The 24,733-nt window shown below is 53.7% G+C and carries 22 protein-coding genes, 3 tRNA genes and 3 pseudogenes; 9 read left to right on the forward strand and 19 right to left on the reverse strand.

Going from position 1 to position 24,733, the window contains the following annotated elements; translation table 11 throughout:
• The first annotated feature begins 75 nt into the window (after positions 1-75).
• Complete coding sequence (locus tag ACTU44_RS10620) at positions 76-1,413, forward strand: MATE family efflux transporter (protein ID WP_462097413.1); 1,338 nt, start codon at positions 76-78, stop codon at positions 1,411-1,413.
• 267 nt (positions 1,414-1,680) lie between these two features.
• Here ACTU44_RS10620 and ACTU44_RS10625 read toward each other — a convergent pair whose 3' ends face one another.
• Positions 1,681-2,160 (reverse strand): Lrp/AsnC family transcriptional regulator, encoded by a 480-nt coding sequence (locus ACTU44_RS10625; RefSeq protein WP_114100017.1) that lies wholly within the window; start codon positions 2,158-2,160, stop codon positions 1,681-1,683.
• Between the two features lie 455 nt (positions 2,161-2,615).
• On the opposite strand from ACTU44_RS10625, the gene ACTU44_RS10630 reads away from it, so the two are divergent.
• Together ACTU44_RS10630 and ACTU44_RS10635 are read left to right on the forward strand one after the other, a co-directional pair.
• Entirely contained in the window at positions 2,616-3,113 is a 498-nt protein-coding gene (locus tag ACTU44_RS10630) for a GNAT family N-acetyltransferase (protein ID WP_462097414.1), read from the forward strand.
• A 3-nt stretch (positions 3,114-3,116) separates the two neighbouring features.
• Positions 3,117-3,563: an Rrf2 family transcriptional regulator gene (locus ACTU44_RS10635; protein WP_114100015.1), complete on the forward strand. Its 447-nt coding sequence runs from the start codon at positions 3,117-3,119 to the stop codon at positions 3,561-3,563.
• Positions 3,564-3,656: 93 nt separating this feature from the next.
• Here the strand turns inward: ACTU44_RS10635 and ACTU44_RS10640 are convergent, their stop codons facing one another.
• Positions 3,657-5,501, reverse strand: coding sequence for a DEAD/DEAH box helicase (locus ACTU44_RS10640; protein ID WP_462097415.1), 1,845 nt, complete (start codon positions 5,499-5,501; stop codon positions 3,657-3,659).
• A 211-nt stretch (positions 5,502-5,712) separates the two neighbouring features.
• On the opposite strand from ACTU44_RS10640, the gene ACTU44_RS10645 reads away from it, so the two are divergent.
• Positions 5,713-6,273, forward strand: a complete 561-nt coding sequence (locus tag ACTU44_RS10645; RefSeq protein WP_114100013.1) for a hydrolase — start codon at positions 5,713-5,715, stop codon at positions 6,271-6,273.
• Positions 6,270-7,031, forward strand: a complete 762-nt coding sequence (locus ACTU44_RS10650; RefSeq protein ID WP_462097416.1) for an alpha/beta fold hydrolase — start codon at positions 6,270-6,272, stop codon at positions 7,029-7,031. The genes ACTU44_RS10645 and ACTU44_RS10650 overlap by 4 nt, the downstream gene beginning before the upstream one ends.
• An 11-nt stretch (positions 7,032-7,042) precedes the next feature.
• Here ACTU44_RS10650 and ACTU44_RS10655 read toward each other — a convergent pair whose 3' ends face one another.
• Positions 7,043-7,600 carry a hypothetical protein gene (locus ACTU44_RS10655; protein ID WP_462097417.1) on the reverse strand — a complete coding sequence of 186 codons (558 nt, stop codon included), beginning with the start codon at positions 7,598-7,600 and terminating at the stop codon, positions 7,043-7,045.
• Positions 7,601-7,648: 48 nt separating this feature from the next.
• Here ACTU44_RS10655 and ACTU44_RS10660 point away from each other — a divergent pair.
• Positions 7,649-8,128, forward strand: a pseudogene (locus tag ACTU44_RS10660) (dihydrofolate reductase family protein); the annotation flags it as partial.
• Positions 8,129-8,214: 86 nt separating this feature from the next.
• Here ACTU44_RS10660 and ACTU44_RS10665 read toward each other — a convergent pair.
• The 3 genes and pseudogenes from ACTU44_RS10665 to ACTU44_RS10675 all read right to left on the reverse strand — a co-directional run.
• Positions 8,215-8,799 (reverse strand): hypothetical protein, encoded by a 585-nt coding sequence (locus ACTU44_RS10665; protein WP_462097418.1) that lies wholly within the window; start codon positions 8,797-8,799, stop codon positions 8,215-8,217.
• Between the two features lie 203 nt (positions 8,800-9,002).
• Positions 9,003-9,413: pseudogene (locus ACTU44_RS10670) on the reverse strand (DNA topoisomerase IV subunit B); the annotation flags it as partial.
• Between the two features lie 171 nt (positions 9,414-9,584).
• A pseudogene (locus ACTU44_RS10675) lies at positions 9,585-9,647 on the reverse strand (hypothetical protein); the annotation flags it as partial.
• Positions 9,648-10,000: 353 nt separating this feature from the next.
• Here ACTU44_RS10675 and ACTU44_RS10680 point away from each other — a divergent pair.
• The gene (locus ACTU44_RS10680; RefSeq protein WP_462097419.1) at positions 10,001-10,702 is read left to right on the forward strand and encodes an outer membrane protein; all 702 of its coding nucleotides are present in this window, start codon (positions 10,001-10,003) and stop codon (positions 10,700-10,702) included.
• Positions 10,703-10,942: 240 nt separating this feature from the next.
• Here the strand turns inward: ACTU44_RS10680 and parE are convergent, their stop codons facing one another.
• Positions 10,943-12,925, reverse strand: coding sequence for a DNA topoisomerase IV subunit B (parE, locus tag ACTU44_RS10685; protein ID WP_114100007.1), 1,983 nt, complete (start codon positions 12,923-12,925; stop codon positions 10,943-10,945).
• A gap of 293 nt (positions 12,926-13,218) precedes the next feature.
• Between parE and ACTU44_RS10690 the strand changes: the two genes are divergently transcribed.
• Complete coding sequence (locus ACTU44_RS10690; protein WP_114100006.1) at positions 13,219-13,644, forward strand: acyl-CoA thioesterase; 426 nt, start codon at positions 13,219-13,221, stop codon at positions 13,642-13,644.
• A gap of 136 nt (positions 13,645-13,780) precedes the next feature.
• On the opposite strand, the gene ACTU44_RS10695 is transcribed toward ACTU44_RS10690, so the two are convergent.
• On the reverse strand, positions 13,781-14,770 hold the full coding sequence (locus ACTU44_RS10695; protein ID WP_462097420.1) for a zinc-dependent alcohol dehydrogenase family protein: 990 nt from the start codon (positions 14,768-14,770) through the stop codon (positions 13,781-13,783).
• Positions 14,771-14,865: 95 nt separating this feature from the next.
• Between ACTU44_RS10695 and ACTU44_RS10700 the strand changes: the two genes are divergently transcribed.
• Positions 14,866-15,735 carry a LysR family transcriptional regulator gene (locus ACTU44_RS10700; protein WP_462097421.1) on the forward strand — a complete coding sequence of 290 codons (870 nt, stop codon included), beginning with the start codon at positions 14,866-14,868 and terminating at the stop codon, positions 15,733-15,735.
• 45 nt (positions 15,736-15,780) lie between these two features.
• On the opposite strand, the gene ACTU44_RS10705 is transcribed toward ACTU44_RS10700, so the two are convergent.
• The 11 genes from ACTU44_RS10705 to ACTU44_RS10755 form a co-directional block, all read right to left on the reverse strand.
• Entirely contained in the window at positions 15,781-16,788 is a 1,008-nt protein-coding gene (locus ACTU44_RS10705; RefSeq protein WP_462097422.1) for a dipeptidase, read from the reverse strand.
• Between the two features lie 39 nt (positions 16,789-16,827).
• Positions 16,828-17,592 (reverse strand): ABC transporter ATP-binding protein, encoded by a 765-nt coding sequence (locus ACTU44_RS10710; protein ID WP_114099995.1) that lies wholly within the window; start codon positions 17,590-17,592, stop codon positions 16,828-16,830.
• Positions 17,593-17,596: 4 nt separating this feature from the next.
• Positions 17,597-18,439 carry an ABC transporter ATP-binding protein gene (locus tag ACTU44_RS10715; protein ID WP_114099994.1) on the reverse strand — a complete coding sequence of 281 codons (843 nt, stop codon included), beginning with the start codon at positions 18,437-18,439 and terminating at the stop codon, positions 17,597-17,599.
• A gap of 2 nt (positions 18,440-18,441) precedes the next feature.
• A complete protein-coding gene (gene nikC / locus ACTU44_RS10720; protein WP_336080640.1) occupies positions 18,442-19,365 on the reverse strand; it encodes a nickel transporter permease in 924 nt (307 codons plus the stop codon).
• Between the two features lie 2 nt (positions 19,366-19,367).
• Complete coding sequence (locus ACTU44_RS10725) at positions 19,368-20,435, reverse strand: ABC transporter permease (RefSeq protein WP_114099992.1); 1,068 nt, start codon at positions 20,433-20,435, stop codon at positions 19,368-19,370.
• A gap of 16 nt (positions 20,436-20,451) precedes the next feature.
• Positions 20,452-22,041 (reverse strand): ABC transporter substrate-binding protein, encoded by a 1,590-nt coding sequence (locus ACTU44_RS10730; RefSeq protein WP_336080641.1) that lies wholly within the window; start codon positions 22,039-22,041, stop codon positions 20,452-20,454.
• A 422-nt stretch (positions 22,042-22,463) separates the two neighbouring features.
• Positions 22,464-22,540: transfer RNA gene (locus ACTU44_RS10735), tRNA-Asp, on the reverse strand.
• A gap of 184 nt (positions 22,541-22,724) precedes the next feature.
• Positions 22,725-22,801, reverse strand: a tRNA-Asp gene (locus ACTU44_RS10740).
• Between the two features lie 324 nt (positions 22,802-23,125).
• A tRNA-Asp gene (locus ACTU44_RS10745) sits at positions 23,126-23,202 on the reverse strand.
• A 296-nt stretch (positions 23,203-23,498) separates the two neighbouring features.
• Positions 23,499-24,053, reverse strand: a complete 555-nt coding sequence (locus ACTU44_RS10750) for a transcriptional regulator (protein ID WP_114097544.1) — start codon at positions 24,051-24,053, stop codon at positions 23,499-23,501.
• Positions 24,050-24,544 carry a response regulator gene (locus ACTU44_RS10755; RefSeq protein WP_068519226.1) on the reverse strand — a complete coding sequence of 165 codons (495 nt, stop codon included), beginning with the start codon at positions 24,542-24,544 and terminating at the stop codon, positions 24,050-24,052. The genes ACTU44_RS10750 and ACTU44_RS10755 overlap by 4 nt, the downstream gene beginning before the upstream one ends.
• Between the last annotated feature and the right edge of the window lie 189 nt (positions 24,545-24,733).

The following is a 24,733-nucleotide window of genomic DNA, read 5'->3' on the forward strand; positions in this document are numbered from 1 at the left end:
GTTGGCTTTTCTGTGCCACAAGAAATCTTCCGGTTCGCCGGAGCGCCCCGTATCAAGATAAATCTAGAGGCCCGTATGAACCGCCCGCGCCGCTGGTTCGGCAAAGGGGATCGACGCGTTCTGTCGTTGACCCTGCCGATTATTCTGTCCAATGCGACTGTGCCGTTACTTGGCGCGGTTGATACTGCCGTGGTCGGTCATCTTGACAGCCCGCACTATATCGGGGCGGTTGCCGTCGGGGCGCTTGTCTTTTCCTATGTGTTCTGGAGTTTCGGCTTCTTGCGCATGGCGACCACCGGGCTTGCGGCACAGGCTTATGGCCGGCGTGATCCCAATGGCGTGCGTGCGGTCTTTGCCCGTGCCGCCCTGATTGCGATTGTCGCCGGGCTTGCCGTGATGGTGCTGCAATGGCCGATCATTGAATTGTCAATGTCGCTGATTGCGCCGACACAAGCGGTCGAGGCCGCAGCACGGGATTATTTCCATGTCCGGATCTGGGCGTCACCCGCGACCCTGATGCAATATTGCATGCTGGGCTGGTTATTGGCGATGCGAGACAGCCGGGCAGTGTTCATTTTTCAGGTGGTGCTCAATTCGCTGAACATCATTCTGGATATCCTGTTTGTGCAGGGGTTCGGCTGGGATGTCAAAGGGGTGGCCGGGGCGACCGTTATTGCCGATTATTCCGGCGTGGTGCTGGGCTGGTTTTTGATGCAGCCGCATCTCAAACGTCTTGGCGGCACATGGCGGGGGATCGGTATTCTTGACCGTAGCCAGATTGCCAGGCTGATGAAGATCAATGGCGATATCTTTATCCGGACCATGGCGCTGACATCGGCCTTTGCGCTGTTCACCAGTTTCTCGGCCCGGTTTGGCGAGGTGACGCTTGCTGCCAATGCCGTGTTGCAGAATTTCCTGATGTTCGGATCATTCGCCCTTGATGGCTTTGCCCATGCGGCTGAAACCCTTGTCGGGCAGGCGTATGGGGCAGAGCGGCGCAAACAGTTTCTGTGGGCAGTACGCAAGACCACGATCTGGGGTCTTGTTTCCGCCGTTGCGATGGTAATTGTATTTGCCGCCGTCGGACCATGGATCATTGATGCGCTGACAAGTATTCCCGAAGTACGCGATGCGTCCTACGAGTACCTGTTATGGGCGGTGATATTGCCGGTGACAGGTGTTCTGGGCTTTCAGTTTGACGGGGTGTTTCTGGGCGCGATGCAAACCAAGCACTGGCGCAATATGATGCTGGTGTCTGTGGGGATTTACGGCCTGATGGCGTGGGGAGCCGTTGCGATGGGCAGTAATCATTTGCTATGGGCGTCGTTTAACGCCTTCTTCCTGCTGCGCGGGGTGACGCTTGCCATCCTGTTTCCGACCATTATTCCCGACAGGCGTACGGCAGCGGTGTAAGGCTGGACTGTGTTCGGATGCGGTGTTCGGTGTGGGGGCCGGGGTCTGGGGCAGGCCACGGAGCAGCGTCAGTGCAACGCCAAGCAGAGCAGAGCCAGGACATAGCCTGAGCCTGAGCCTGAGCCTGAGCCTGAGCCTGAGCAGAGATAGAGTGTCTTGAACATGTGGTTCGAAGTCCCCGCCTGCGCGGGGGTGACGGTGCCAGATGGTGCCTGATGGCGCGTTCCATGTTCTGGCGTCAGGCCTGCGATGGCAGGCCGGCATTGATCAGTCGATGTCGGAAACCGGAAGCGTGGTGCTGTTCTTGACTTCGTGCAGGGTGAAGCTTGATTTCATGTTGGCAACACCCGGAAGCTTCATCATTACTTCGGACAGGAAGCGCTGATAGGAAGCCGGGTCTGGCACGACAATACGCATCATGTAATCCTGATTGCCGACCATGGCATAGCAATCAACGATTTCCGGATGAGCCTGAACGGCGGTTTCGAACCGGCGAAGCGACGGTTCGTCATGCTGGGTCAGGGACACAGTGACAAAGACATTCACGCCAAGATGCAGATGGGCCGGATCAAGCAGGGCGACATATTTGCGAATGACGCCGCTTTCTTCGAGTTTGCGAAGTCGCCGCAGGCAGGGCGAAACAGACAGGCCGACCTTGTCTGCCAATTCGACCATGGAGATTCGCCCGTCTTCCTGAATTTCACGAAGAATTTTGCGATCAATTGCGTCGAATCCGTTGCGCGCCATAGCGTGCCACACTCCTTTGGGTCATAGATAGCCAGATTGCATTCGGTCCATTAAGGATCGAATTGCGTTGGCAGATTTTGCCAAATTTCGAACTGGCTGTAAGTATTTTCTGCTGCGCGATAAGCCATGACTTCGGGTTTCTGTCAATCTTTGCGTAGTCGAACGCAGCATTTTTTACGGTGCGGGACTGTATATGAATGAAGTCATAGCGCGTGCTTTGATGCCTGCTTGGGTCTTGCAAGAACTAATGAATAACAGTATGTCCTTCAATTCCTTGGAATGCTTGGGTTTAGTGTGATTCCCCTCGCACCTGCAGCGGAACTTATCATTGCCGCGTGCCATCTGTGCAGTGTAGTATAATCGTACCAATTTACTTATTTTGATTGTGGTTATTCTCCTGATCGGAAGCCGGGGGAGGTTGGCAAGGCCAACCACGTTACAGAAAGGCATATAAGGTGGACGCTGCGCAAAATACGCCGGGATATAACCTGGTTACGATTGGCGAGCATAAAATCAATATTCGTCCGGCGGTTCTGGAAGACCTGCCAAATGTCGTCGGTCTTGATGACCGCACCACAGGTTTGCGTAAACCCGAATATTGGGACGATCTGTTTACCCGTTATGGCAACCGCAAGGATTCCCGCTTTTTCCTGGTGGCAGAGGAAGAGGGTACGCTGCTTGGCTGTATCTTTGGGGAAGTCCGGTCCTGGGAATTCAATTCCGTACCGTGTGGCTGGGTCGGGACGGTCAGTGTCGAGCCGGATCTGCGCATGGGCGGGATCGGCACCATTCTGTATAACGAAATCTGCCGCTGTTTCCGCAATGCCGGGGTGACCAAGGTCCGTACCATGATCCCGGGCGATGCCACCGACCTTATGTCGTTCTTCCGGTCACAGGGCATGATGGCCGGCCCGTTCATCCAGCTTGAAACCGATATGGAAGAGGGGGCTTAAGCCATGATGTCCTTGCAAAAGGCAACCCTGTTTGCCCTCTATGCCGTGCTTGAACTGGCCGAAGATACCGACCGTCAGCTGTCAGCATCGGAAATCGCCGAGCGGTATAATATCTCGACCAATCATCTGGCAAAGGTTCTGCGTGATCTTGGCCGTGCGGGACTTGTTGAGTCCGTGCGTGGTGCGGGGGGCGGCTATCGTTTCTGTGGGAATGCCAAGCGCACGACGCTTCTCGATGTGGTGCAACTGTTTGAGGAGGTCGGTACCGGCCCGTCCAACAGCATTGTCCAGAATACCAATGCCGGAAATGCGCTTTCGCTTGTTATGGACGAGATCGAGGAGATCACCCATGCGACGCTGCTTTCAATCACGATTGAAACCATGCTCAAACTGATGCGCAAGCGCCGCCCCGAAAAGCCGAGTTCTACCGGATTGTTCCGCGCCGTTTAAATCAGGTTGCATATCGCACAATAGAAAAAGGCCGTCAGAATGTTCTGACGGCCTTTTGTCTTTAACAGGTTTTCTTTGGACGGACTTTCCGACCTAGCCTTCGCTTGGGGTCGGTGCCGTATCAGCAGCTTCGGCGCTTTCCGCAGCTGCGGCCTTTGGGGCTGCTTTTTTGCGCGGACGACGCGGAGCGCGTTTTTTCTCAGCAGGCTTTTCTGCAACCGGTGCTGCTTCTGTCTCTGTGCTGGTCGAGACAGGTGCCTCGGTCGCCGGGCTTGCATCGGCTGCCGGTGCTTCGTCAGCGGCCTTTTTAGACGCGCGACGCGGCGTTTTGGCGCGCGTGGTCTTGCCCGTCTTTGTCGATTTTGCTGCCGCCTTGCGTGCAGGGGCCTTTTTCGGCTCCTCTTTCACGTCTTCGTCGTCGGTTGACTTGCGACCAAGGCTTGATGCCGGAACTGCTGTTAGCAGGAAGGACGGAACGTGATCGCCAAAGCCGACAACCGGTTTGTCATCACGGTCATCACGATCACGGCGATGATTGCGGTTGTTGCGATCATTGCGGTCGTTACGATCCGTGCGTTCGGTCCGGTCATGACGTTCGTGGCGGTCATGATTGGTTCTGGCGTCGCGTGCCGGTGCCTTGGGAGCTTCTTCTTCCTTGGCGACAGCCGGGGCATCCGTCTGGGACTTTGCCGGGGCTTCCGGTTTTGCACGCTCATTCGATTTTGCCGAACGGGCCGGTTTGTCATCGCGGGTGTTTGATGACTTGCGGCTTTTCTTGTTGCGACGCTTCTTGCCGGTGAAGTCCAGCTCAAGCGTTTCAATGCCTTCAAGGTCGGTCAGCGGAATGTCGATATTGATCGTCTTCTGGATTGCCGCGACCAGCTTGCCGTCTTCAGGCACGGCAAGGGTAAAGGCCTTGCCGTCGCGGCCTGCACGACCGGTACGGCCGGTACGGTGGACGTAATCTTCGGAGTTGAAAGGAACGTCGAAGTTAAAGACGTGCGATACATCGGCTACGTCAATGCCGCGTGCGGCAACATCCGAGCAGACCAGCAAAGTGATCTCGCCGGTTTTGAATTTCGCAAGCGTTTCGGTACGTTCGCTTTGTGCCAGATCGCCATGCATGCGTCCGGCATTAAAGCCGTGCTTGGTCAGAGATTTGAAAAGGATGTCGACATCCTTTTTGCGGTTACAGAAGACGAAGGCGTTCTTGACGTCTTCGGCACGGATCAAACGGCGAAGTGCTTCGCGCTTGTCCATGTCATCCATGACCACAAGTTTGTGTTCAACCGTTGATGCCATGCTGGATGGGCGGGCAACGGTGATTTCCTTTGGATTGGACAGGAATTTGTCGGCAAGACGACGGATCTCAGTGGGCATGGTCGCCGAGAAGAAAAGCGTCTGGCGCTGCTTGGGCAGCATATTGACGATCTTTTCGATGTCGGGGATGAAGCCCATGTCGAGCATGCGGTCGGCTTCGTCGATCACAAGCAATTTGCAATCGGAAAGAAGCAGTTTGCCACGTTCAAAGGTATCAATCAGGCGGCCCGGCGTCGCGATGATCACATCAGCGCCTTTTTCCAGGATCTTGCCCTGTTCGACAGCAGACTCGCCGCCGATGATCAATGCCTTCGACAAAGACATGTATTTGCCATAGGTGTCGAAGTTTGCCGCTACCTGTGTTGCAAGCTCGCGGGTCGGTTCCAGAATGATGGAACGCGGCATACGCATACGCGCGCGGCCATGATGCAGGATATCAAGCATCGGCAGGGTGAAGCTGGCAGTTTTACCCGTACCCGTCTGTGCACAGCCCAGAATGTCGCGCGCCATCAGCACCGACGGAATAGCTTGAGCCTGGATCGGGGTGGGGGTGTCGTAGCCGGCGTCTGCGACGGCTTTGAGGATATCTTCGCTCAGACCGAGATCGGCGAAATTCATATGGTTCGTTTTCCCGCAATAGAATGCGTTAAGTTAAGCGGATATGCAAAAATCTGTTTGCGTCGTAAAGCTAACCCTTAATTAAGTCAAGAAAAACGCCGCAAAATTCGCTTGGAAAACCGATAAACACCTTGTTGAGAGGCTTGTTTGCAACAATTTGGCGGCGTAACCTGTCTAAATAGATAATGCACAGGGGAGAAAAGCCGTGCTGATGGATGCAACGCGTGCAAGTTTGCTGGTTATCGATGTTCAGGAAAAACTCTATCCGGCCTGTCAGGAGCCTGAACAGATCATCGCCAATTGCTGTTTTCTTGTGAAATGCGCCAATCGGCTGGGTGTTCCGGTGATTGTCACCGAACAATATCCCAAGGGCCTTGGGCATACGGCAAAACCCATTCTTGATCTGATCGAAAAGCCAAGCGATGCGTCAGAAGGCGGAAATGTGGTTTCCAAAGTGGCGTTTTCAGCCATCCCCGCCGATGGTTTTATCGAGAAAATGGAAGAAAGTCCGGGCCGTGATCAGGTGGTGGTCATCGGCATGGAAACCCATGTTTGTGTGTTGCAGACCGTGATGGAACTGATCGAGCGTGGCCGCGAGGTTTATGTGGTTGCCGATGCGGTAACATCGCGCAGCATGTCAGACAAGATTTTCGGCCTTGAACGCATGCGCGATGCCGGAGCAAAGATCGTGACGCGCGAAAGTGTGATGTTTGAATGGCTGCGCGTGGCGGGTACCCCGGAATTCAAGGAATTGAGTGCGCTGATCAAATGATATCCCGACCGGATCAGAATATCGGGCACGCATCAGCCGATGGCGTGCCCGTTGTGTTTTTATCGGGCATGCTGGCCGATCAGCGCATGTGGCATCAGGCGCTGACGGCTTATGATGATCTTCGCGACGTCAGAAAGCCCGCCATTGTACCGGTATTTTGCGAATTGTTTGATCAGGATACGGTATCGGATATGGCGCGTGCGGTGCTGGAAGCCGTACCCGAACGGTTTGCGCTGGTGGGTATGTCGATGGGCGGATATGCCGCCTTTGAAATCATGCGCCAGGCCCCGGAGCGGGTCAGTCACCTGATGCTGGTCAATACCCGGGCAACAGCCGACAGCGAGGCGGTACGACGCCGACGATTGTTGCTATCGCGTTTCGTGACAGCCAGGCAACCGTTTGTCGCAGTCAATGAAGGGATGCTTGACGAGATGCTGCATCCTGATAATCGCAATGATGAGACGCTGGTTTCACTGTTGACCGCAATGGGTGACGCCTGCGGGGTCGGTGTGTTTGAACGCCAGAACCATGCGGTAGCCATGCGCCCGGACAGCATGGCGGATCTTGGCGATGTTATTGTGCCCTGTAGCGTAGTTGTCGGGACCCACGACCGGATCATCAGTCCGGAAAGCCACCGGGAGATGGCGGATGCTATTCCCGGTGCGACCTATCACGAAATTGCCGGGGCCGGACATTATGTGCCACTTGAACAGCCGGAAATTTTCGCCAGTGCGTTGCTGGATCTTCTCGTACGGTAGGGCGGGATTTTTTATATGTTGCGGGCAACCCATTCTTCGAGCATTTCCCTGATTGTCTGATCGGCAGGTTGTTCACGGGTGAAAGCCCACCATATGTGTGCCCCTTGCCATATGCTGGCCATTTGCCAACCAAGCTTTTTTCCTTCTTCGGGCTGCTTCGACAGGCGGCGGCCAAGTATTGCGGCAAGGTGATGTCCCCAGGCAGCCCCGCGTGCGCGAAGTTGCGGGTTGCGGATGTCTTCATGCAGAACCAGCAAGCCGTTGGTGGTGTCCCGGTCTGCTGTTTCCGGCGGCATCAGGCGCAGCAGAATTTCGATTGCACCATTCGGACTTGGTGGTTCTTCCTGATCCGCTGCATGCGTTTCAGCATCAAGCCGGTCCCAAGCGCGGAGCAATGTCGCAAGGAGCAGAGCATCACGCGTGCCGTAGCGTTGCACAAGTGTCGCTGGTGAAAGGCCGCAGGCTTTTGATGCCCGGGCAAATGTCAGGTTTGACGGTCCGGTTTCAAGCACGGTTTCAAAGATGGTGTCGAGCACCTGACTGTCGGGAATTGTCTTGTTTCTTGCCATGATTATTTATAAACGTATATTCGTTTATAAATCAATGGAGATTTGGTCATGGCAAGAATTCTTGGGTATATCGCAACCAGTCTTGACGGGATGATCGCGGACAGAAATGACAATCTCGATTGGTTATTTGCATATGACGGGATGGATCTTGGTGCATACGATTACAACAAGTTCATCAAGCGCATTCAAACCCTGGTGATGGGGCGGGCAACCTATGACTTTGTTGCAAGCCAACCGTCGGAATGGCCTTATCACGGAAAGCGGGTAATTGTGGTCACATCCCGTCCGATTGATAATCCCGTCGCGGATATTGACGTGCGAAGTGACGTTGACGCATTGATCTCCGAGCTTCGTGCTTTTGATGATGGGGATGTCTGGATGCTGGGCGGTGGAAAGCTGCAAATGGCGTTCATTGAACGGGGCGCACTCGACGAAATTGAAATTTACGTCATGCCGGAAATACTGGGTGGGGGAAAACCGCTTTTCCCCCAGACAGGTTTTCGCTGCAGTCCGACATTGATCAGCACGCAAATGCTTGATCGCGGATGCGTGCGTTTGCATTACCGGTTCTCGCCAGCAGGCTGATCGGGGACTGATCGTTTCGGCTGCGCGGGCTAGCAGTTCGTGATGAACGGGCTGCAACGGCGGTCATCATCGTTGCTGCGGATCTGGCGCGGGAACAGTTGGAAACTGAGCACGGCTGCATTGTTAAACAGCTGTTCCTCGAAGTTTTCCTTCACAAAGCGCGCACGGGTTTCGGAAATTACACTGTCTCCGGCACAAAAGCCGAGCCGGACAATCAGGCGATCCGAAATGTCTTCCATCCCGCCGGTTTGTGGATCGGTGCAAATCGCATTGCCAAAGGTGTTCTGGGACGGATTGACCACGGCAACCAGACGGTTTTCCGGTTTGATGGTTTCATTGGCGGCGATATCGGCGGGATCGGTCACAAAACGCAGACGCGGCGCATAGCCGTGATTGGACAAGGCATCTGTCCATGTTTTTGCCGGAAGGGCGTTGGCGGGATCAACGACCTCAAGCAGCATGACGTTGCTTGGTGCGCCGGCGGTCTTGAAGCTCCACACTTCTGAGACCTTGTAGTTCGGCGCTTCTATCAAGGCGGCACCACATCCGCCAAGCAACATTGCAGTCGTTGTGATGGCGGCAACGGAGAGTCTGGAATGTTTGCGCGTGTTCATTGGACAAGTCCTTTGGAAGCGTTCCGGTGCAATCTACTATACGGCAAGGTCTGGCATATCCGATCACAAACGGCCGGGTGCACAAGGTTGCGATCACAGTGAAAGCCGCATTGTTTGAAAAATTTACGGCGATGTGATGGCGATTATATCCATGAAAAAACCCGGCTCAAAGGCCGGGTTTTGACATACTCGATATGGTGCAATCAGACGTCGATATCCTCGACGAAGCGGGCATGTTCCTGAATGAACTGGAAGCGCAGTTCCGGTTTTTTCCCCATCAGACGATTGACCAGATCCTTGGTCTGTCCGCGTTCATCGGGTTCGGCCGCATCGGGCAGGGTGACACGCAGCAATGTACGCTTTTTATGCGCCATTGTGGTTTCACGCAGCTGCTGCGGCGGCATTTCACCCAGACCTTTAAATCGGGAAATCTCGACCTTGTTCGGGTTCTTGAACTCGGTCTTGAGGATGACTTCCTTTTCGGCATCATCCATCGCATAGATCGATTTGCCGCCCTGAGTCAGACGATAAAGCGGCGGCATGGCCAGATAGAGGTGGCCGCTTTCGATCAGACCGGGCATTTCCTGATAGAAGAAGGTCATCAGAAGGGACGCGGATGGCCCCGGCATTGATGAACGGATTGCGCGGAACGCCGTTTTCCTATTCGAGCTGGACCAGGGAATTGAACGCCGAACCGGATGGTTCGCGCCGGACACAGTGCCAGAGTCGTCGCCATAGGCGCGCTGAGCCAGTGCAAGGGCGAAAACCTTTGATATGCTCTGGATTGAAAAGGGCAGGTCGGCCTTGCCAATCGCAAATTCCGGTTCACCGATGCCGCAAATCACCATGTCAAAGTGATCATCGGGGACGTCTGATAGGGCGGGAATATAATCGGCCTTGCGTGCGGTGCCAAAATCGGCTGTTGCAACATGTTCGGCGATCTGTTCAAGGATACGGCATAATTATGCGACATTATGCAATCCAGTCTAAGCGGTTTGGCGGATGTAGACAAAAACAGAACAAGCCAGATGAATACTGTATCTAGATCGATATTAGATTTACTGAATAAATAAAGAGCAAGGTATCCCGTCAATGCGGATACCATCGTCCAAAAAAATTGAAAAGCGACATAACTTGTGCATTATCTTTGGTGTTCAGTTAAGCAGCTATTTGGTTTGATGGATTTCAGGAGCGATATACCATGGTAGCGAAGGCCTTCAGAATCAACTTGCTGGCTCTTTCCTTGGTGGTGTTTTCGCCTTTAGCGGCCCAGGCAGATGCCGGTGATTGGTATGTTCAGGCTAGCGGTGGTTTGAGCAGGGCATCTGATGTCAAAAGTTCACGTATTATCTCAACCGGTGCAACCAGTACATCAATCAATACAAAAATGGAGTTTGAGCACCGGTATGCTGGTGGTGTTGCATTTGGTTACAAGTACAATGATAACGTTCGGTTCGATCTTGAGTACACGCACCGTTCTAATAATACTGAACGGTATTACAATGCAGCATCAGGTACTGTTTTAAGCACTGATGGTTTCATAAAAAGCAATAGCTTGATGGTGAATGGAACTTACACCTTCGACACAGGTGTACCCTCTGTAAGACCTTATATTGGAGCAGGGGTTGGTATGTCGCATGTCGAACTTGAGGTCTTTGATAGTTTTGGTCAAAGCGATGATTCAGATTGGGCACCAGCCGGTCAACTGACGGCAGGAATCGGTTGGAATGTTACTGATAATATTGAATTATTTACACAATATCAGTATTTTCACATCTTCAATCCAGACTTGAATCCATCGGCATCAATTTCATCTGGCTCCTTTACGTTTAGAGAGCACACGCACGAAAAAAATAACATTTCGTTCAGTTCGCTGTTGGTTGGTGTGCGCTATTCTTTTTAGACATAGTTCTGCTTTACGGTCCGTTAGATGCTAAGTCCCGTCATTAGGTTGGGGGGAGCATTCCGGATCGTTTGACGGTTTCGTGATCAAGTAGCTGATGCCATAGCCAAAACAACCGCTACATTGGATTGCTAGCGGTTGTTTCGTGTCCGTGGGAGCAGGAAAGAGAACTCTTTGACCTGTCACCATACCGCCCATCTCACACGTGGTCAGGATTTCTGGTGAAATCTGCTTTCAAAATCAGACGTCGATATCCTCGACGAAGCGGGCATGTTCCTGAATGAACTGGAAACGCAGTTCCGGTTTTTTGCCCATCAGACGATTGACCAGATCCTTGGTCTGTCCGCGTTCATCGGGTTCGGCCGCATCGGGCAGGGTGACACGCAGCAATGTACGCTTTTTATGCGCCATTGTGGTTTCACGCAGCTGCTGCGGCGGCATTTCACCCAGGCCTTTAAATCGGGAAATCTCGACCTTGTTCGGGTTCTTGAACTCGGTATTGAGGATGACTTCCTTTTCGGCGTCATCCATCGCATAGATCGATTTACCACCCTGGGTCAGACGATAAAGCGGTGGCATGGCCAGATAGAGGTGCCCGCTTTCGATCAGACCGGGCATTTCCTGATAGAAGAAGGTCATCAGAAGCGACGCGATATGCGCGCCGTCGACGTCAGCATCGGTCATGATGATGATGCGTTCGTAGCGCAGGTCGTTCAGACGGAAATCATTACCAGAACCGCAGCCAAAGGCTTCGATCATGTCCTTGATTTCCTGGTTGGCCATCATCTTTTCATAGGTCGCCGACGCAACGTTCAGGATTTTACCGCGCAGCGGCAGGACAGCCTGCGTTTCGCGATCACGGGCCTGCTTGGCAGAACCACCTGCCGAGTCACCCTCGACCAGGAAGATTTCAGTGCCAGCGGCAATTGAACGCGAACAGTCGGCAAGTTTACCCGGCAGACGCAGGCGGCGGGTTGCCGACTGACGCTTGGTTTCCTTTTTCTCCTTGCGGCGCTGACGTTCCTCGGCGCGCAGGATGATGCGTTCAAGCAGACGCTTGGCGTTTTCGGTATCCCCGGTCAGCCAGTGGTCAAAATGGTCACGGACCGCGGTTTCAACCAGCTTGGTCGCACCCTGTGTGCCCAGCTTTTCCTTGGTCTGACCCTGGAATTGCGGGTCGGGGATAAAGACCGAAAGCATCACGCAGCCGCCACCAAACACGTCCTCGGCGGTGATGGCTGCGGCCTTTTTCTGGCCGGTCATATCGCCATAGGACTTGATTGCCTTGGTCAGAGCATAGCGGAAGCCCGCTTCGTGCGTCCCGCCAAGCGGGGTAGGGACGGTGTTACAGTAGGAATGGAAATAGCCTTCGCCGCTTTCGGGCCAGCCGATTGCCCATTCAACACGACCGGGACTATCGGAAAACTTGGCTTCGCCCGCAAAGGGACGTTCGGTCACAAGGTCGCGACCCTCAAGCGTCATTTCCAGATAGTCGAGAATACCGTTCGGGAATTTCAGGACTTCCTGCTGCGGGGTCGGGTCGTCACTTGTCAGAAGCAGCGGGTCAACCGACCAGCGGATTTCAACGCCCTTGTAAAGATAGGCCTTTGATCGCGCCATGCGGAAGATGGTTGCTGCCTTGAGCTTCGCCCGTGCACCGAAAATCTCGGGATCGGGTTTGAAGATGACCGTGGTGCCGCGACGGTTGCTGATCGCGCCGCCATCCTGAAGCGGCATTTGCGGCACACCGCGCGAATATTCCTGAAACACCATCTTGCGGTCACGGCAGACCTCGACACGGAATTTTTCAGTCAGGGCGTTCACCACCGACATGCCGACACCGTGCAGACCGCCGGATGTTTCATAGGCCTTGCCCGAAAACTTGCCACCCGAATGCAGGGTGGTCAGAATGACTTCGAGGGCTGATTTATCCGGGAACTTCGGATGCGGATCGGTCGGAATACCACGACCGTTGTCGCGGACAAGGACTGTGTTGTCCTGTCTGAGTTCCAGTTCGATCCAGTCAGCATGGCCTGCGACCGCTTCGTCCATCGAGTTATCGAGAATCTCTGCGACCAGATGGTGCAAGGCTGCATCATCCGTGCCACCGATATACATACCGGGGCGTCTGCGAACAGGCTCCAGGCCTTCGAGAACCTCAATATCCTTGGCGGAATAGGCTTTGTCTGTTGATTGGTTTGAATCTTCAAAAAGGTCGGTCATGCCCCGGAACGCAACTTCTTTTAATTGTGTTAAAACAAGGTCCAACAACGCATATCTGTTTCTCGATATTGAGCGTTGGATGCCTCGGCGCTAAACGAGTACCATATGTCCACTGGTCTGTGCCATATGTCGGTTCGCACAGCCCATAAAAATGTGTTTTCAGGTTCAATGCAAGTAGTGGTCTTGACCATAGATCACATTTTTGCGGCATTGGCGCAGAAAATCGAGACCGGGAGGTCCAATAAAAAAATTGGCCCGTCTTTATCGACAGGCCCGAAACAGGAGTGAGCCTGATGGCGACAGCAAATGAGCAGAACTTGATGAGTGAAAACACCATGCCACGGGGCGATCTTTGTACCCGCACCCTTGCCATGCCCGCCGATACCAACCCGAGCGGAGATATTTTCGGTGGCTGGCTGATGTCACAGATGGATATTGCCGGTGGTGTTCTGGCCAGCCAGGTTGCCGAGGGCCGTATTGCGACGGTTTCCGTTGACGGTATGACCTTCCTGCGCCCGGTTTATGTCGGCGATACGGTTTGCGTCTATGGCGATATCGAACGGATCGGCAATACATCCATCGTGCTGCATCTTGAAGCCTGGGTGCTTCGCCGCAACCAGCCGCCACGCATCAAGGTCACCGAGGCAACCTTTACCTTTGTCGCCATCGACGCCGAAGGCCGCCCGCGTCCGGTGCGTAAGGATGAGATCAGGGTATAGGCAAGATAATCCCGGAAATTTAAAGAAGCCCCGTCCTGCAAAGCCGGGTTTTAACATTCTTGATGATCAGTCGGCGCTTGCAGGACGGGGCTTCGTTATGTTCGGGTAAATCACGGCATTGCCTGAGACATTTTACCTAGTGTGAAATGGAAATTACGAGCTTCCCTTCATTCAGGCGGTTTTCCAGCAGATTGTGGGTTTCGAGCACATCGGTCAGCCCAAAGTTGCGGGGGTCAAGTTTAACAGAGAGCTTGCCTGCCTCGGCCAGCTGTGTGGCTTTGCGCATGATGTCACCATGATGGGCACGGCCTTCGTTGTCGAGAAGAGGCATCAGGGTGAAGACACCAGAATAACTGGCACCCTTGAAGGAAAGAGGGGCGAGGGAGTGGGCTCCCCATCCCAGACAACTGGTAACGTGACCAAATCGAGTAACTGCTGCAAATGCGGCATCAAGTCCTGCGCCGCCAATCGTGTCATAGACCACATCAAAGCCTTTGCCGTTGGTGTGCTCCTTGACATAGTCTTCGACGGCCTGTTCCTGATAGTCGATTGGTGTTGCACTCAGGGATCTGATCGTATCGGCTTTTGTACCGGAATCTACGGCATAGACCGTGGCGCCGAGTGCCACTCCAATTTGGATAACATTCATGCCAACGCCGCCACTGCCGATCACAAGCAAGGTTTGACCAGGCTGCAAGTCGATGCGATCAACAAGGCCTTCCCACGCGGTGATAAATGTCAGTGGTAGTGCAGCGGCCTCACGCATGGAAAAATTCGAGGGCTTTGGGGCAAGCAACCGCGCATCGATAGCCGCGTATTGGGCAAGAGATCCCTGGACGCTGCCAACGCCACCCGTCATGCCGTAAACTTCTTCGCCGACATGGAACGAGGTTACACCCGGTCCCACCTGTTCGATGGTTCCTGCGACATCAATGCCGAGAACAGCCGGAAGCGGATGACGAGCATGTGCGGCTTTTCCCGAACGGATTTTGGAATCAAGCGGATTTACACCACTTGCTGCAATACGTACCAGAACTTCGCCTTCTGCCGGGACAGGTCGGTCAAGCTCTGTAATACGGAACGGCTGGTCATATGCTTCGAGGAAAGCGGCTTTCATTTTGGTCATCAGATTTACTCCTGTTTGATTTGGATGGTCTGATTGTGAGAGTTTGATTTGTGAATGGAAACGAAAGATAATGAGAAATGTTCATGCAAAAATGAATGGGTATGATGAACTGGAGTGACGTCGAAATATTTCTGGCAATCGCACGGGAAGGGACGCTTGGCGCCGCCGCCCGTCGACTTGCAATGACGCAGCCAACAATGGGGCGGCGCATCAAGAAACTTGAAGACAGTTTGGGATGCCGCCTTTTTCAGAGAACACCGGACGGATTTATTCTGACAGACGAGGGTAGCGTTATTCTGGGTCATGCAGAGCGCATGGAAGAGGAAGCCTTTGCCCTGCAGCGTGAGTTAACCGGGGCAGAAAAATCTCTGGATGGAAGCCTGCGTGTTTCGTCTTCAGACTGGTTCGGGTGGCATGTTTTGTCCCCGTTGATCGGGGAGTTTTGCCGGTCTTATCCGAATGTCAGTGTCGAACTTCTAACGGACGCGCGACTATTGAGTTTACCCCGCAGAGAAGCAGATATCGTTTTCCGGATTACTCCGTTTACCGAGCCTGATGTTATCTCACGCAGAATTCTGACCGTTGAGTATGGCGTCTATGTTCAGGACGGCCATAACGTCGACCGGCCGGAGGTAATGAATGTCATTACGATGGACGATGCATTTTCGGACATGCCCGACGCCAGGTGGCTTAAGTCCATGTTTCCGAATTCGCACATTGCTGGTCGCAGCAACAGCCGCGATGTTCAGGCAAGGTTGTGCCAGGAAGGAGTTGGAGCTGCTGTGTTGCCAAGGTTGCTGGCCCGATCATATTCCGGGCTTGTCGAATTGCCGCTGGCAGAGAGGCCTCCTTCAAGAACTACATGGGTCGGATACCACAGGGACATGCGTCGTTCGCGTCGATTGCGCGCGTTTCTTGAAATGGCACTTGCAAGGTTGGGGAAAGAAAGCATGCGAGATACCTAAAAAAACTTTCCAGTTTCTCTCGCATGCTTGCCGAACGGGGATGTGCTACCAACTGGCCTTCGCAACCCGGATGAAGTTTTCACCCATGATTTTGTCGACGTCATCGGTTGAATAGCCGATGCCAATCAGGGCGTCGGCAAGGGCAGGGAGCTTTTTGGCATCAAACACCGCAGCACCGCCCGCACCGGGGCCATAGCCGCTACTGACCGGCCAGTAATAGGAACGGTCGACACCATCGGGGAAGTCGTTGCATCCGGCGACTTCGGGCATGGTATCAAGACCGATGCCGACATGGTCGATACCGACGAGATCAACCGCATATTTGATATGGCGGACCATGTCCGGGACTTCGGGTTCGTTGAGCGATTTGATGAAACGCTGGAAACCGCAAATGCCGATCACACCGCCGGTTTCAGCGCAGGCCCTGATCTGTTCATCATCGACGCAGCGTTCATGACCGCCAAGAACCTTGGGATTGGCGTGGCTGAACACCACCGGTTTGGAGGATACCCGCATGATATCAAGCGAGCTTTGCCGACCGGTATGCGAGCAATCCATGATCATGCCGCTGGCATTGACCGATTTGACCATTTCCACACCAAGGTCGGTGAGTGGCATATCTACATCGTGACAGCCGCCCGCGACCGAATTGTTGCGGTTATAGGCAAAGTGGATTTGCTTGACGCCGAGCTTGGCAAAAACCGGGATCATTTCGGGCATGTCCTGGAGCATGACCGATCCTTCAAGATCAAAGCCGACACCCAGCAGGCCTTTGGATTTGGCGATGGCAAGATCGTCAAACTTTTCGATCTGCATGTATTTGTCCGGGTGGGCTGCGATCTTGGCCCGGAAGGCGGCAATCACACGCATGATGTGGGGGATGGTGTTCATGTCCATGCCGACATTGACACAGACATAATCCACATTGCCCTTCACATACTCATCAAGCAGGCTTTCGGGCGTCTTTTCATCAAGCGGCAGACAGGCATGGGCATCCCAGGTGAAGCTGGGGCGATAGCTTGCCGGGCGTGAGGGATTGGTGGCAATCGTCATTCAATCAGGTTCCCGTATTCAGGCATTGCACAGATCAGATCAATCCCAGTCGACAAAGCTGTCAACGACAGCACGGTCATAACCCCCGGCGGCCTTGTAAAGCTGCTGGGAGTAGGGATGTTCAAGTTTGCCTTCGGCAAGCTGTTCTGCGGTGGCACGTTCGACAATGCGGCCATGGTTCATGATGGCGATATCGTCGCACATATGCGCAACAACGGCGAGATCGTGACTGACCATGATATAGGTCAGGCCAAGCTCGCGCCGAAGGCGGCTGAGAAGGTTAAGCACCTCGGCCTGAATGGAGACATCAAGGGCCGATGTCGGTTCATCAAGCAGCAATATCTTGGGTTCAAGGATCAGTGCACGGGCAATAGCCACGCGCTGACGCTGACCACCGGAAAGCTGGTGCGGGTAACGGAACCGGAACGAATTATCCAGACCGACCTGATTGAGCGCCTCGACCACACGGGCATCGGAATTGCCAAGACCGTGAATATTGACCGGTTCGGTCAGAATGCGGTCGATGGTGTGACGCGGATGAAGCGATCCGAACGGGTCCTGAAACACCATCTGGGCAAGACGGTAAAACGCCTTGTCGCGCTTGGCACCCAGTTCCTTGCTGTTGACCAGTATGTTGCCTTCCCAGTCATCAACAAGGCCGGTGATGGTGCGAAGGACCGTCGATTTGCCCGATCCGGATTCACCAACCAGACCGAACGAGCCGTTTGCAGGTACAGAGATATCGACGTCTTTCAAGACGTGGTGATCATCGAACCAGGCATTGAGTTTTGAAATCTCGATCATGTTCTTATCCTTCTGCCCAGCTTGCTTCGCGTTCAAGGATCGGCAGATCGCCATGATCGCCATCCATTTTCGGCAAGCAGTTCAAAAGACCCTTGGTATAGGGATGTTTGGCTTCGTGCAGGGCAGAGGCCGCAAGTTCTTCGACCACATGTCCCTGATACATCACCAGAACCCGGTCGCAGAAGCTTGAAACCAGTTGAAGGTCATGGCTGATGAAAATAAGTGCCATGCCGCGATCGCGTACCAGATCGTCAAGAATTGCCATCACCTGAAGCTGAACCGTGACATCAAGGGCCGATGTCGGTTCATCGGCGATGATCAGTTCGGGATCAGGGATCAGCATCATCGCGATCATCACGCGTTGCCCCATCCCGCCCGATACTTCATGCGGGTAGGAATTGAAAACGCGTTCCGGGTCACGGATCTTGACGGCTTCGAGCATGTCAATCGCGCGATGACGGGCTTCCTTGGCGTTGACCTTGTGATGTTCGCGATAGGCCTCGATGATCTGGTCACCAATGGTCATGACCGGGTTCAGCGAATATTTCGGGTCCTGCATGATCATGGAAATACGCGCACCGCGCACCTTGCGCCATTGCTTGGGCGTGAGGTTGGCCAGATCAACATCGTGGAAGGTCAACTGATCGGCGGTAATGCGGCCATTGGCTGCCGTAAGACCCAGGATCGCACGCCCGGTCTGGGATTTGCCAGAGCCTGACTCACCCACAATGCCAAGACGTTCACGCCCAAGGTTAAAGGAAACACCGCGTACGGCATTCACTTCACCCTTCGGGGTGTTGAAGGTGACTTCGAGGTTCTTGACCGTCAGAAGGGGTTCGTTACTCATGATCAATCCCCTCCACGCGGATCAAGAACATCGCGCAAGCCATCACCCAGAAGGTTGAAGCCAAGACTGACGATGAAGATGGCAATACCGGGAACGGTCGCAACCCACCATTGTTCAAGCAGGAACTGGCGACCGTCAGACACCATGGCACCCCATTCGGGCATCGGCGGCTGTGCGCCAAGACCAAGGAAGCCAAGACCCGCTGCAATCAGGATCATGCCCGCCATGTCAAGGGTGACACGCACGACCAGCGAGCTCATGCACATCGGCATGATATGGCCGACGATCAGGCCCATATTCGATGTGCCCTGCAAGCGGGCAGCTTCGATGAAGTCGGATTTGCGCACCGTGATGGTTTCAGCACGTGCAATACGCGCATAGGGCGGCCATGCGGTGATGGCAATTGCAAGGATGGCGTTCTCAAGTCCCGGACCAAGTGCCGAGACAAAGGCCAGTGCCAGGATCAGTTTCGGGAAGGCCAGAAAGATATCGGTGATGCGCATCAGGGTGGCATCGACCCAGCCCCCGAAGAAACCGGCAGCCGTGCCAACCAGAAGGCCAAGCGGGGCGGCAGTAATGGCCACAAGACCGACAATCAGGAGGGTGTATTGCGCGCCATAGATCAGGCGTGACAGAATATCTCGACCAAGCTGGTCGGTGCCAAACCAGTGTTGTGCACCGGGCGACTGGATACGGTTGGTCAGATCGGCAGCCAGCGGATCATAGGGGGCCAGAAGCGGTGCGAAAATGGTGACAAGGATCAGGCCGATCACAATCGACAGGCCGATCATGGCCAGCTTGTTTTCGGAAAACTTGATCCAGCCGAGCCATGCACGGCCACATTTGGCCTGAAAGCGTGATTTTGGCGTGTCGGAAGTCAGCCATTGTTTCAGGCCCGGTTTGGAGATGTGAGCTTGTGTATTCATGATTATCTCCGCGCTCTGGGATCGAGCAGGCGGTAAAGCACGTCAGAAAGCATGTTCACGCCAATAAAGACCGCACCAACGACAACCGTTCCGCCAAGAACAGCATTCATGTCGGCATTGAGCAACGAGTTGGTGATGTAAAGACCAAGTCCCGGCCATGCGAAGATAATTTCAGTCAGAACCGATCCTTCGAGCAGGTTGGCGTAAGACAGGGCAATTACCGTAACCAGCGGAACCATCACGTTGCCCAGCGCATGACGCCAGATGATGCGATGTTCGGAAATGCCTTTGACCCGTGCGGTCAGAATGTATTCCTGGCTAAGCTGTTCAAGCATGAAGGAGCGGGTCATGCGGGCGATATAGGCCAGTGAAAAATAGGCAAGGATCGAAGCGGGCAGAATGATATGCGATACCGCATTCCAGAACAGATCCATGTCGCCTTCGATCAATGTGTCGATCAGCATCAGGCCCGTGGTCGGCTCGATAAAATCGATATAGAAGGCATCAAGGCGTCCCGGCCCGGCAACCCAGTCCAGTTTCATATAGAAGACCAGAAGTCCCATCAGGCCGAGCCAGAAAATCGGCATTGAATACCCGGCAAGACCAATCACACGCACGACGTGGTCAGGCCATTTCCCTTTGTTGATCGCAGCAAATACGCCAGCGGGAATGCCAAGGACAACGCCAATGATGGTGGCGATGGTCGCCAGTTCCAAAGTCGCGGGGAAGACACGTTTGATGTCGTCAAGCACAGCGTTTGAGGTCAGAACCGACTGGCCGAAATTACCCTGCAGGACGTTGGAAACATAAATAAAGAATTGCTGCCAAAGTGGCAGGTTAAGCCCCATTTCTTCGCGAACGCGGTCATAGGTGCTTTGTGAAGCATGGTCGCCGACTGCGGCCAGAACCGGATCAATCGGCAAAACGCGACCGATCAGGAAGGTAACAAGCAGCAGGCCAAAGAATGTGATGGCGAGCGAGAAGGCAATGCGCAGGAAGCTTCCTGCCTTGCCGGAAATGAGACGGGCGCGTGTGCGCCCGTCCCGGTTTTTGCGTGTAACAGCGGACATTACGACCGTTGTCTCCTTAGTCTTTGGTGACAAAGCGATAGTAGTTGGTGTCGAATGACGGGCCGAGAACGAAGTTGTTCACGTTACCACGCATCGAAGCAATTTCAGTTTCCTGGAACATGATCACGAACGGACCATCAGCCAGAACTTTTTTCTGAAGTTCGATATACATTGCTTCGCGTTTCGCATTGTCACGCTCAAGGATCGCAGCATCGGTTTCTTCGGTCATGCTGCCCGGGTTCCAGGAGTTACGCCATGCAAGCGGCTTTGCCGATGCATCGTCGGAATTGTCCGGGTTCCAGGCAAAGGTCGAAGCGTTGGTGTGCGGATCCTGATAATCCGGGCCCCAACGACCGATATAGATGTCGTGCTGACGGGCACGATATTTGGTCAGGGTCTGTTTGTTGTCACCCGGAATGATTTCCAGGTTGATACCGGCCTGCGACCAGGTTGCCTGAATCGACTGTGCCATTGCCATGACGGCGGTGGTGTTGCGGGTATCCATGGTTACGGAGAAACCGTCAGCAAGGCCCGCTTCGGCAAGAAGCGCTTTTGCTTTCTCGACATCAAGGCTGTACGGATTTTCGTTATAGGCACCAAGGAAGCCTTCGGGCAGGAATGCCTGATGGGTCTGTGCACGACCGGCCATGATGGTTTCGGAAATACCTTTGTAATCGACAAGGTATTTCAGAGCCTCGCGAACTTTCGGGTTCGAGAGATATTCATTTTTCTGGGACAGACCAAGGTACCACAGAGCGCCTTTGCCCTTCGGCATGACTTTCAGGTCGTCATTGCCGGAAATGGCTGCGATCTGGTCTGCTTCAAGGTTACGGGCGATATCGATATCGCCTTTTTCCAGAAGCAGCTGCTGCGATGCGGCTTCTTTGACATTACGAATGATCACGCGCTTCATTGCGGGTGCACCATCCCAGTAGTCTTCGTTCGCGGTCAGGCTAAGGGTTTCGCCCGGTGTCCATTTGTTCAGTTTGAACGGACCGGAACCGGCGTAGTTGGTTTTCATCCATTCTGCGCCAAGGTCGCCATTTACTTCGTTTTCAAGGACAACCTTTTTGTCAACAACAGCACCAACGCCAGCGGTCAGGCAATACAGCACAAAGCTTGGTGCGTAAGGCTGATCAACTTCCATCGAGAAGGTGTAGTCGTCGATAACACGGATTTTTTCTTTGACGTTCTCCGGGGTCAGACCGAACTGACCAAGGATGAATGCAGGAGAACCATCAATCAGGATCACGCGCTGCAGCGAGAAGGCCGCATCTTCAGCGGTCAGATCATTGCCGGAGGCGAATTTGATACCTTTACGGATATGGAAGGTGAAGGTCTTGCCATCTTCGGAGATATCCCAGCTCTCGGCAGCCTGACCGGAGATCTTTGAGACATCGTCGTTATCAAAGGTAATCAGGCGATCATATGTGTTGCCTTCATACTCAAGGGCGGAAAACTCGAACATGCCAGCAGGATCAAGGGTGATCATGTCATCAATGGCATTCGCCATGACAAGCACGTTTTTCGGCGTTTCAGCCTGTGCCGCCAGCGGCATGGTAGCGAGCGCGGTCCCCATGACCAGCCCTGCGATTAATTTGCGCATGATGCGCCTCCCGTTTGTTGTTGTGGGACTGCAGGCCAAGGCGAAGACCGATAGACAATCAAACAACAATCCGGGGCTGTGCACCGGTCGGCGCACGGCAGGCAGATCGCGGTCAATGCCTACAAGCCCGAAAGTGGGGCGGCCTGCAAGTATTTCGCTTAATGCCCGCAAAGCTGAGCATAATTTATACGATTAATCAATGACCAGACGGTCAGGATTGCCGCAAAACTGAACAAATGACAGATTTCACCAGAATTCACCGTGCAAATGGTTGATTTTTCGACGGTGTCATGTGCGCAGGCATTGTTGTTGGTCGAAATCTGATTCTGCGAGGCAGGAAGGGAGGGGCTTCGGGGTAAAAACAAAAAAGCACCATCGGATGAACCGTGGTGCTTTTTTGTTTCATTCCCATCGGGAGGGAATGGCGCGAGTGACGGGACTTGAACCCGCGGCCTCCGGCGTGACAGGCCGGCGCTCTAACCAACTGAGCTACACCCGCATGGTGTGTGGCGCGGTTTATATAAAGCCCACCGGACGGAGGCAAGTGTTTTCTGACCGATTTTTCAAAGAAAAATGAAACCATCTCAATCGGGGCAGTTTTGACCGGATTTCGGGGTGAAAAACAAAAAAGCACCATCGGATAAACCGTGGTGCTTTTTTGTTTCATTCCCATTGGGAGGGAATGGCGCGAGTGACGGGACTTGAACCCGCGGCCTCCGGCGTGACAGGCCGGCGCTCTAACCAACTGAGCTACACCCGCATGGTGTGTGGCGCGGTTTATATAAGGGGTGGTGCACTCTGGCAAGGGCTTTTTTACAAAAAAAGGACAGGGCCGTTTTTTATGGCAGTATCCGTGGGAAATTGTGACTGTTTTCAATGTTTTAGACCAGATCGCGCAGTGCTGGTCATGGCAGCGGGACGCACATCAATTCGAAGGCATTTGATCGGGCACAGAAAGCGCTGACACTGGTCCGACCAGCAATAATCAATTCGGGTGAATGTGCGTTCTGAACGGGGATAAAAACAAAAAAGCACCATCGGATAAACCGTGGTGCTTTTTTGTTTCATTCCCATCGGGAGGGAATGGCGCGAGTGACGGGACTTGAACCCGCGGCCTCCGGCGTGACAGGCCGGCGCTCTAACCAACTGAGCTACACCCGCATGGTGTGTGGCGCGGTTTTTAACAGTCGGTCTTTGGGGGCGCAAGCGGTTTTTGATCTGAATTCGAAATTTCTTCCCGGTTTCCTCTGTGGGTAGAAACCACCCGTTATTCCGAAGCGTCAAGGTTCTCTCAGGGCATGTTTGACAATGTCATTGCAAAGCACGGAAGACACGGAAGACGCAGAAACAGGTTGGTCAAGATAGCGGTGCGCCTACCCGAATGCAGAAGACAGATCGTCTCGGAAATGGGGGATGACATGAGGAAACGCAACATCAGACTGTTGCGTTTCTCAATGCTATTCGCGGGGTAACTCGTGGCGTTCGGCAAGTTTGGTCAGGGCAGCGACGGTGGCCTGTTCGACCGTCGAGCCAAAGCCGGTAACGCGGCCTGCGAGAATGACATAAAGCGAATCAATATGAAGCTGGATGACAAGCAGCTGTTTTTCATTGGCGGTGGTACGGTCCGCAACGAAAGTTTCCAGCGATTTTGCAATCTGGGTCATCAACGGGTACTGGAACGTACCGCCAAGTGCCTTGACCGAATAGGCAAGGTCTGAGCTGCTGGCCACGGCATCGCTGCGTTTTGTCTTGTCGCCCAGTGCCTGGATGATCTGGCGGCGGCAATCCATCAGGTCCTTGCCGACGTCGCGGACAAAGGTTTCGGAACTGCGTTGCACAACCTGTTCAAGCTCTTCGAGCTGTTCGGGGGACAGATTGATATCAAATCCCTTGATGAAGTTGACAGCTCGCCGCTTCAAGTCGGTTTGGGCGGGAATGATCTGTACATTCTTCTTTTTCTTTGGCGCGTCCGGCTTCACGATTGCTCCGCTTCCCCAGTCATAATGGGTCATTCGTCAAGGCTCCTTCGGTCAGGACCATCAAACTGGACCTGCCTGCGGCGTCGGTCTGGACCAAAATACGTTCCGGTATTGATGAAACGTCGTGGTCGAGCAATGACCGATACCAATCGACTATAAAGTGCCTTGGCATTGAATGGTTTGGCAAGAAATTCCGTAATACCAAGGTCGCGTGCGGTTGTTACGTAACGGTGTTCCGAATGCGCAGTCAGCATGATCACAGGAATGAACCGGTTGGGCGAGTTGGTCGAATTGCGCATGACGTCAAGAAATTCAAGACCATCCATGCCACGGAGTCGCCATTCACACACAACGATATCAATCTTTTCACTGCGCAAGACATCAAAGGCATCATTCGGCGTTTTTACGCGCTGAATGTGACTGGCACCGAGATAGGCCAGTGTGTCGTAGACTACTTGAGCTGAAATCTTGTCCCCGTCAACGATCAGAAAACTGATTTTACTAAAGTCGATTTTCGCGTTCATCCGGCCTCGTTTCCTGAGCATCATCACGAATATGCGTCGCTGTTCAGGGACTAACAGCAGCAATTCATCTCGGTTGCTGTTGTATAAACCCTTATACCTTTGTCTGGTTTCCAGCAAGGTCTAACCGCCCCTGATTATGCTGGAGAATCTGACAAATACTGACCTGAGATCAGCAGCAGGCCTGAACTT

This window comes from Thalassospira sp. SM2505, from assembly GCF_054901115.1.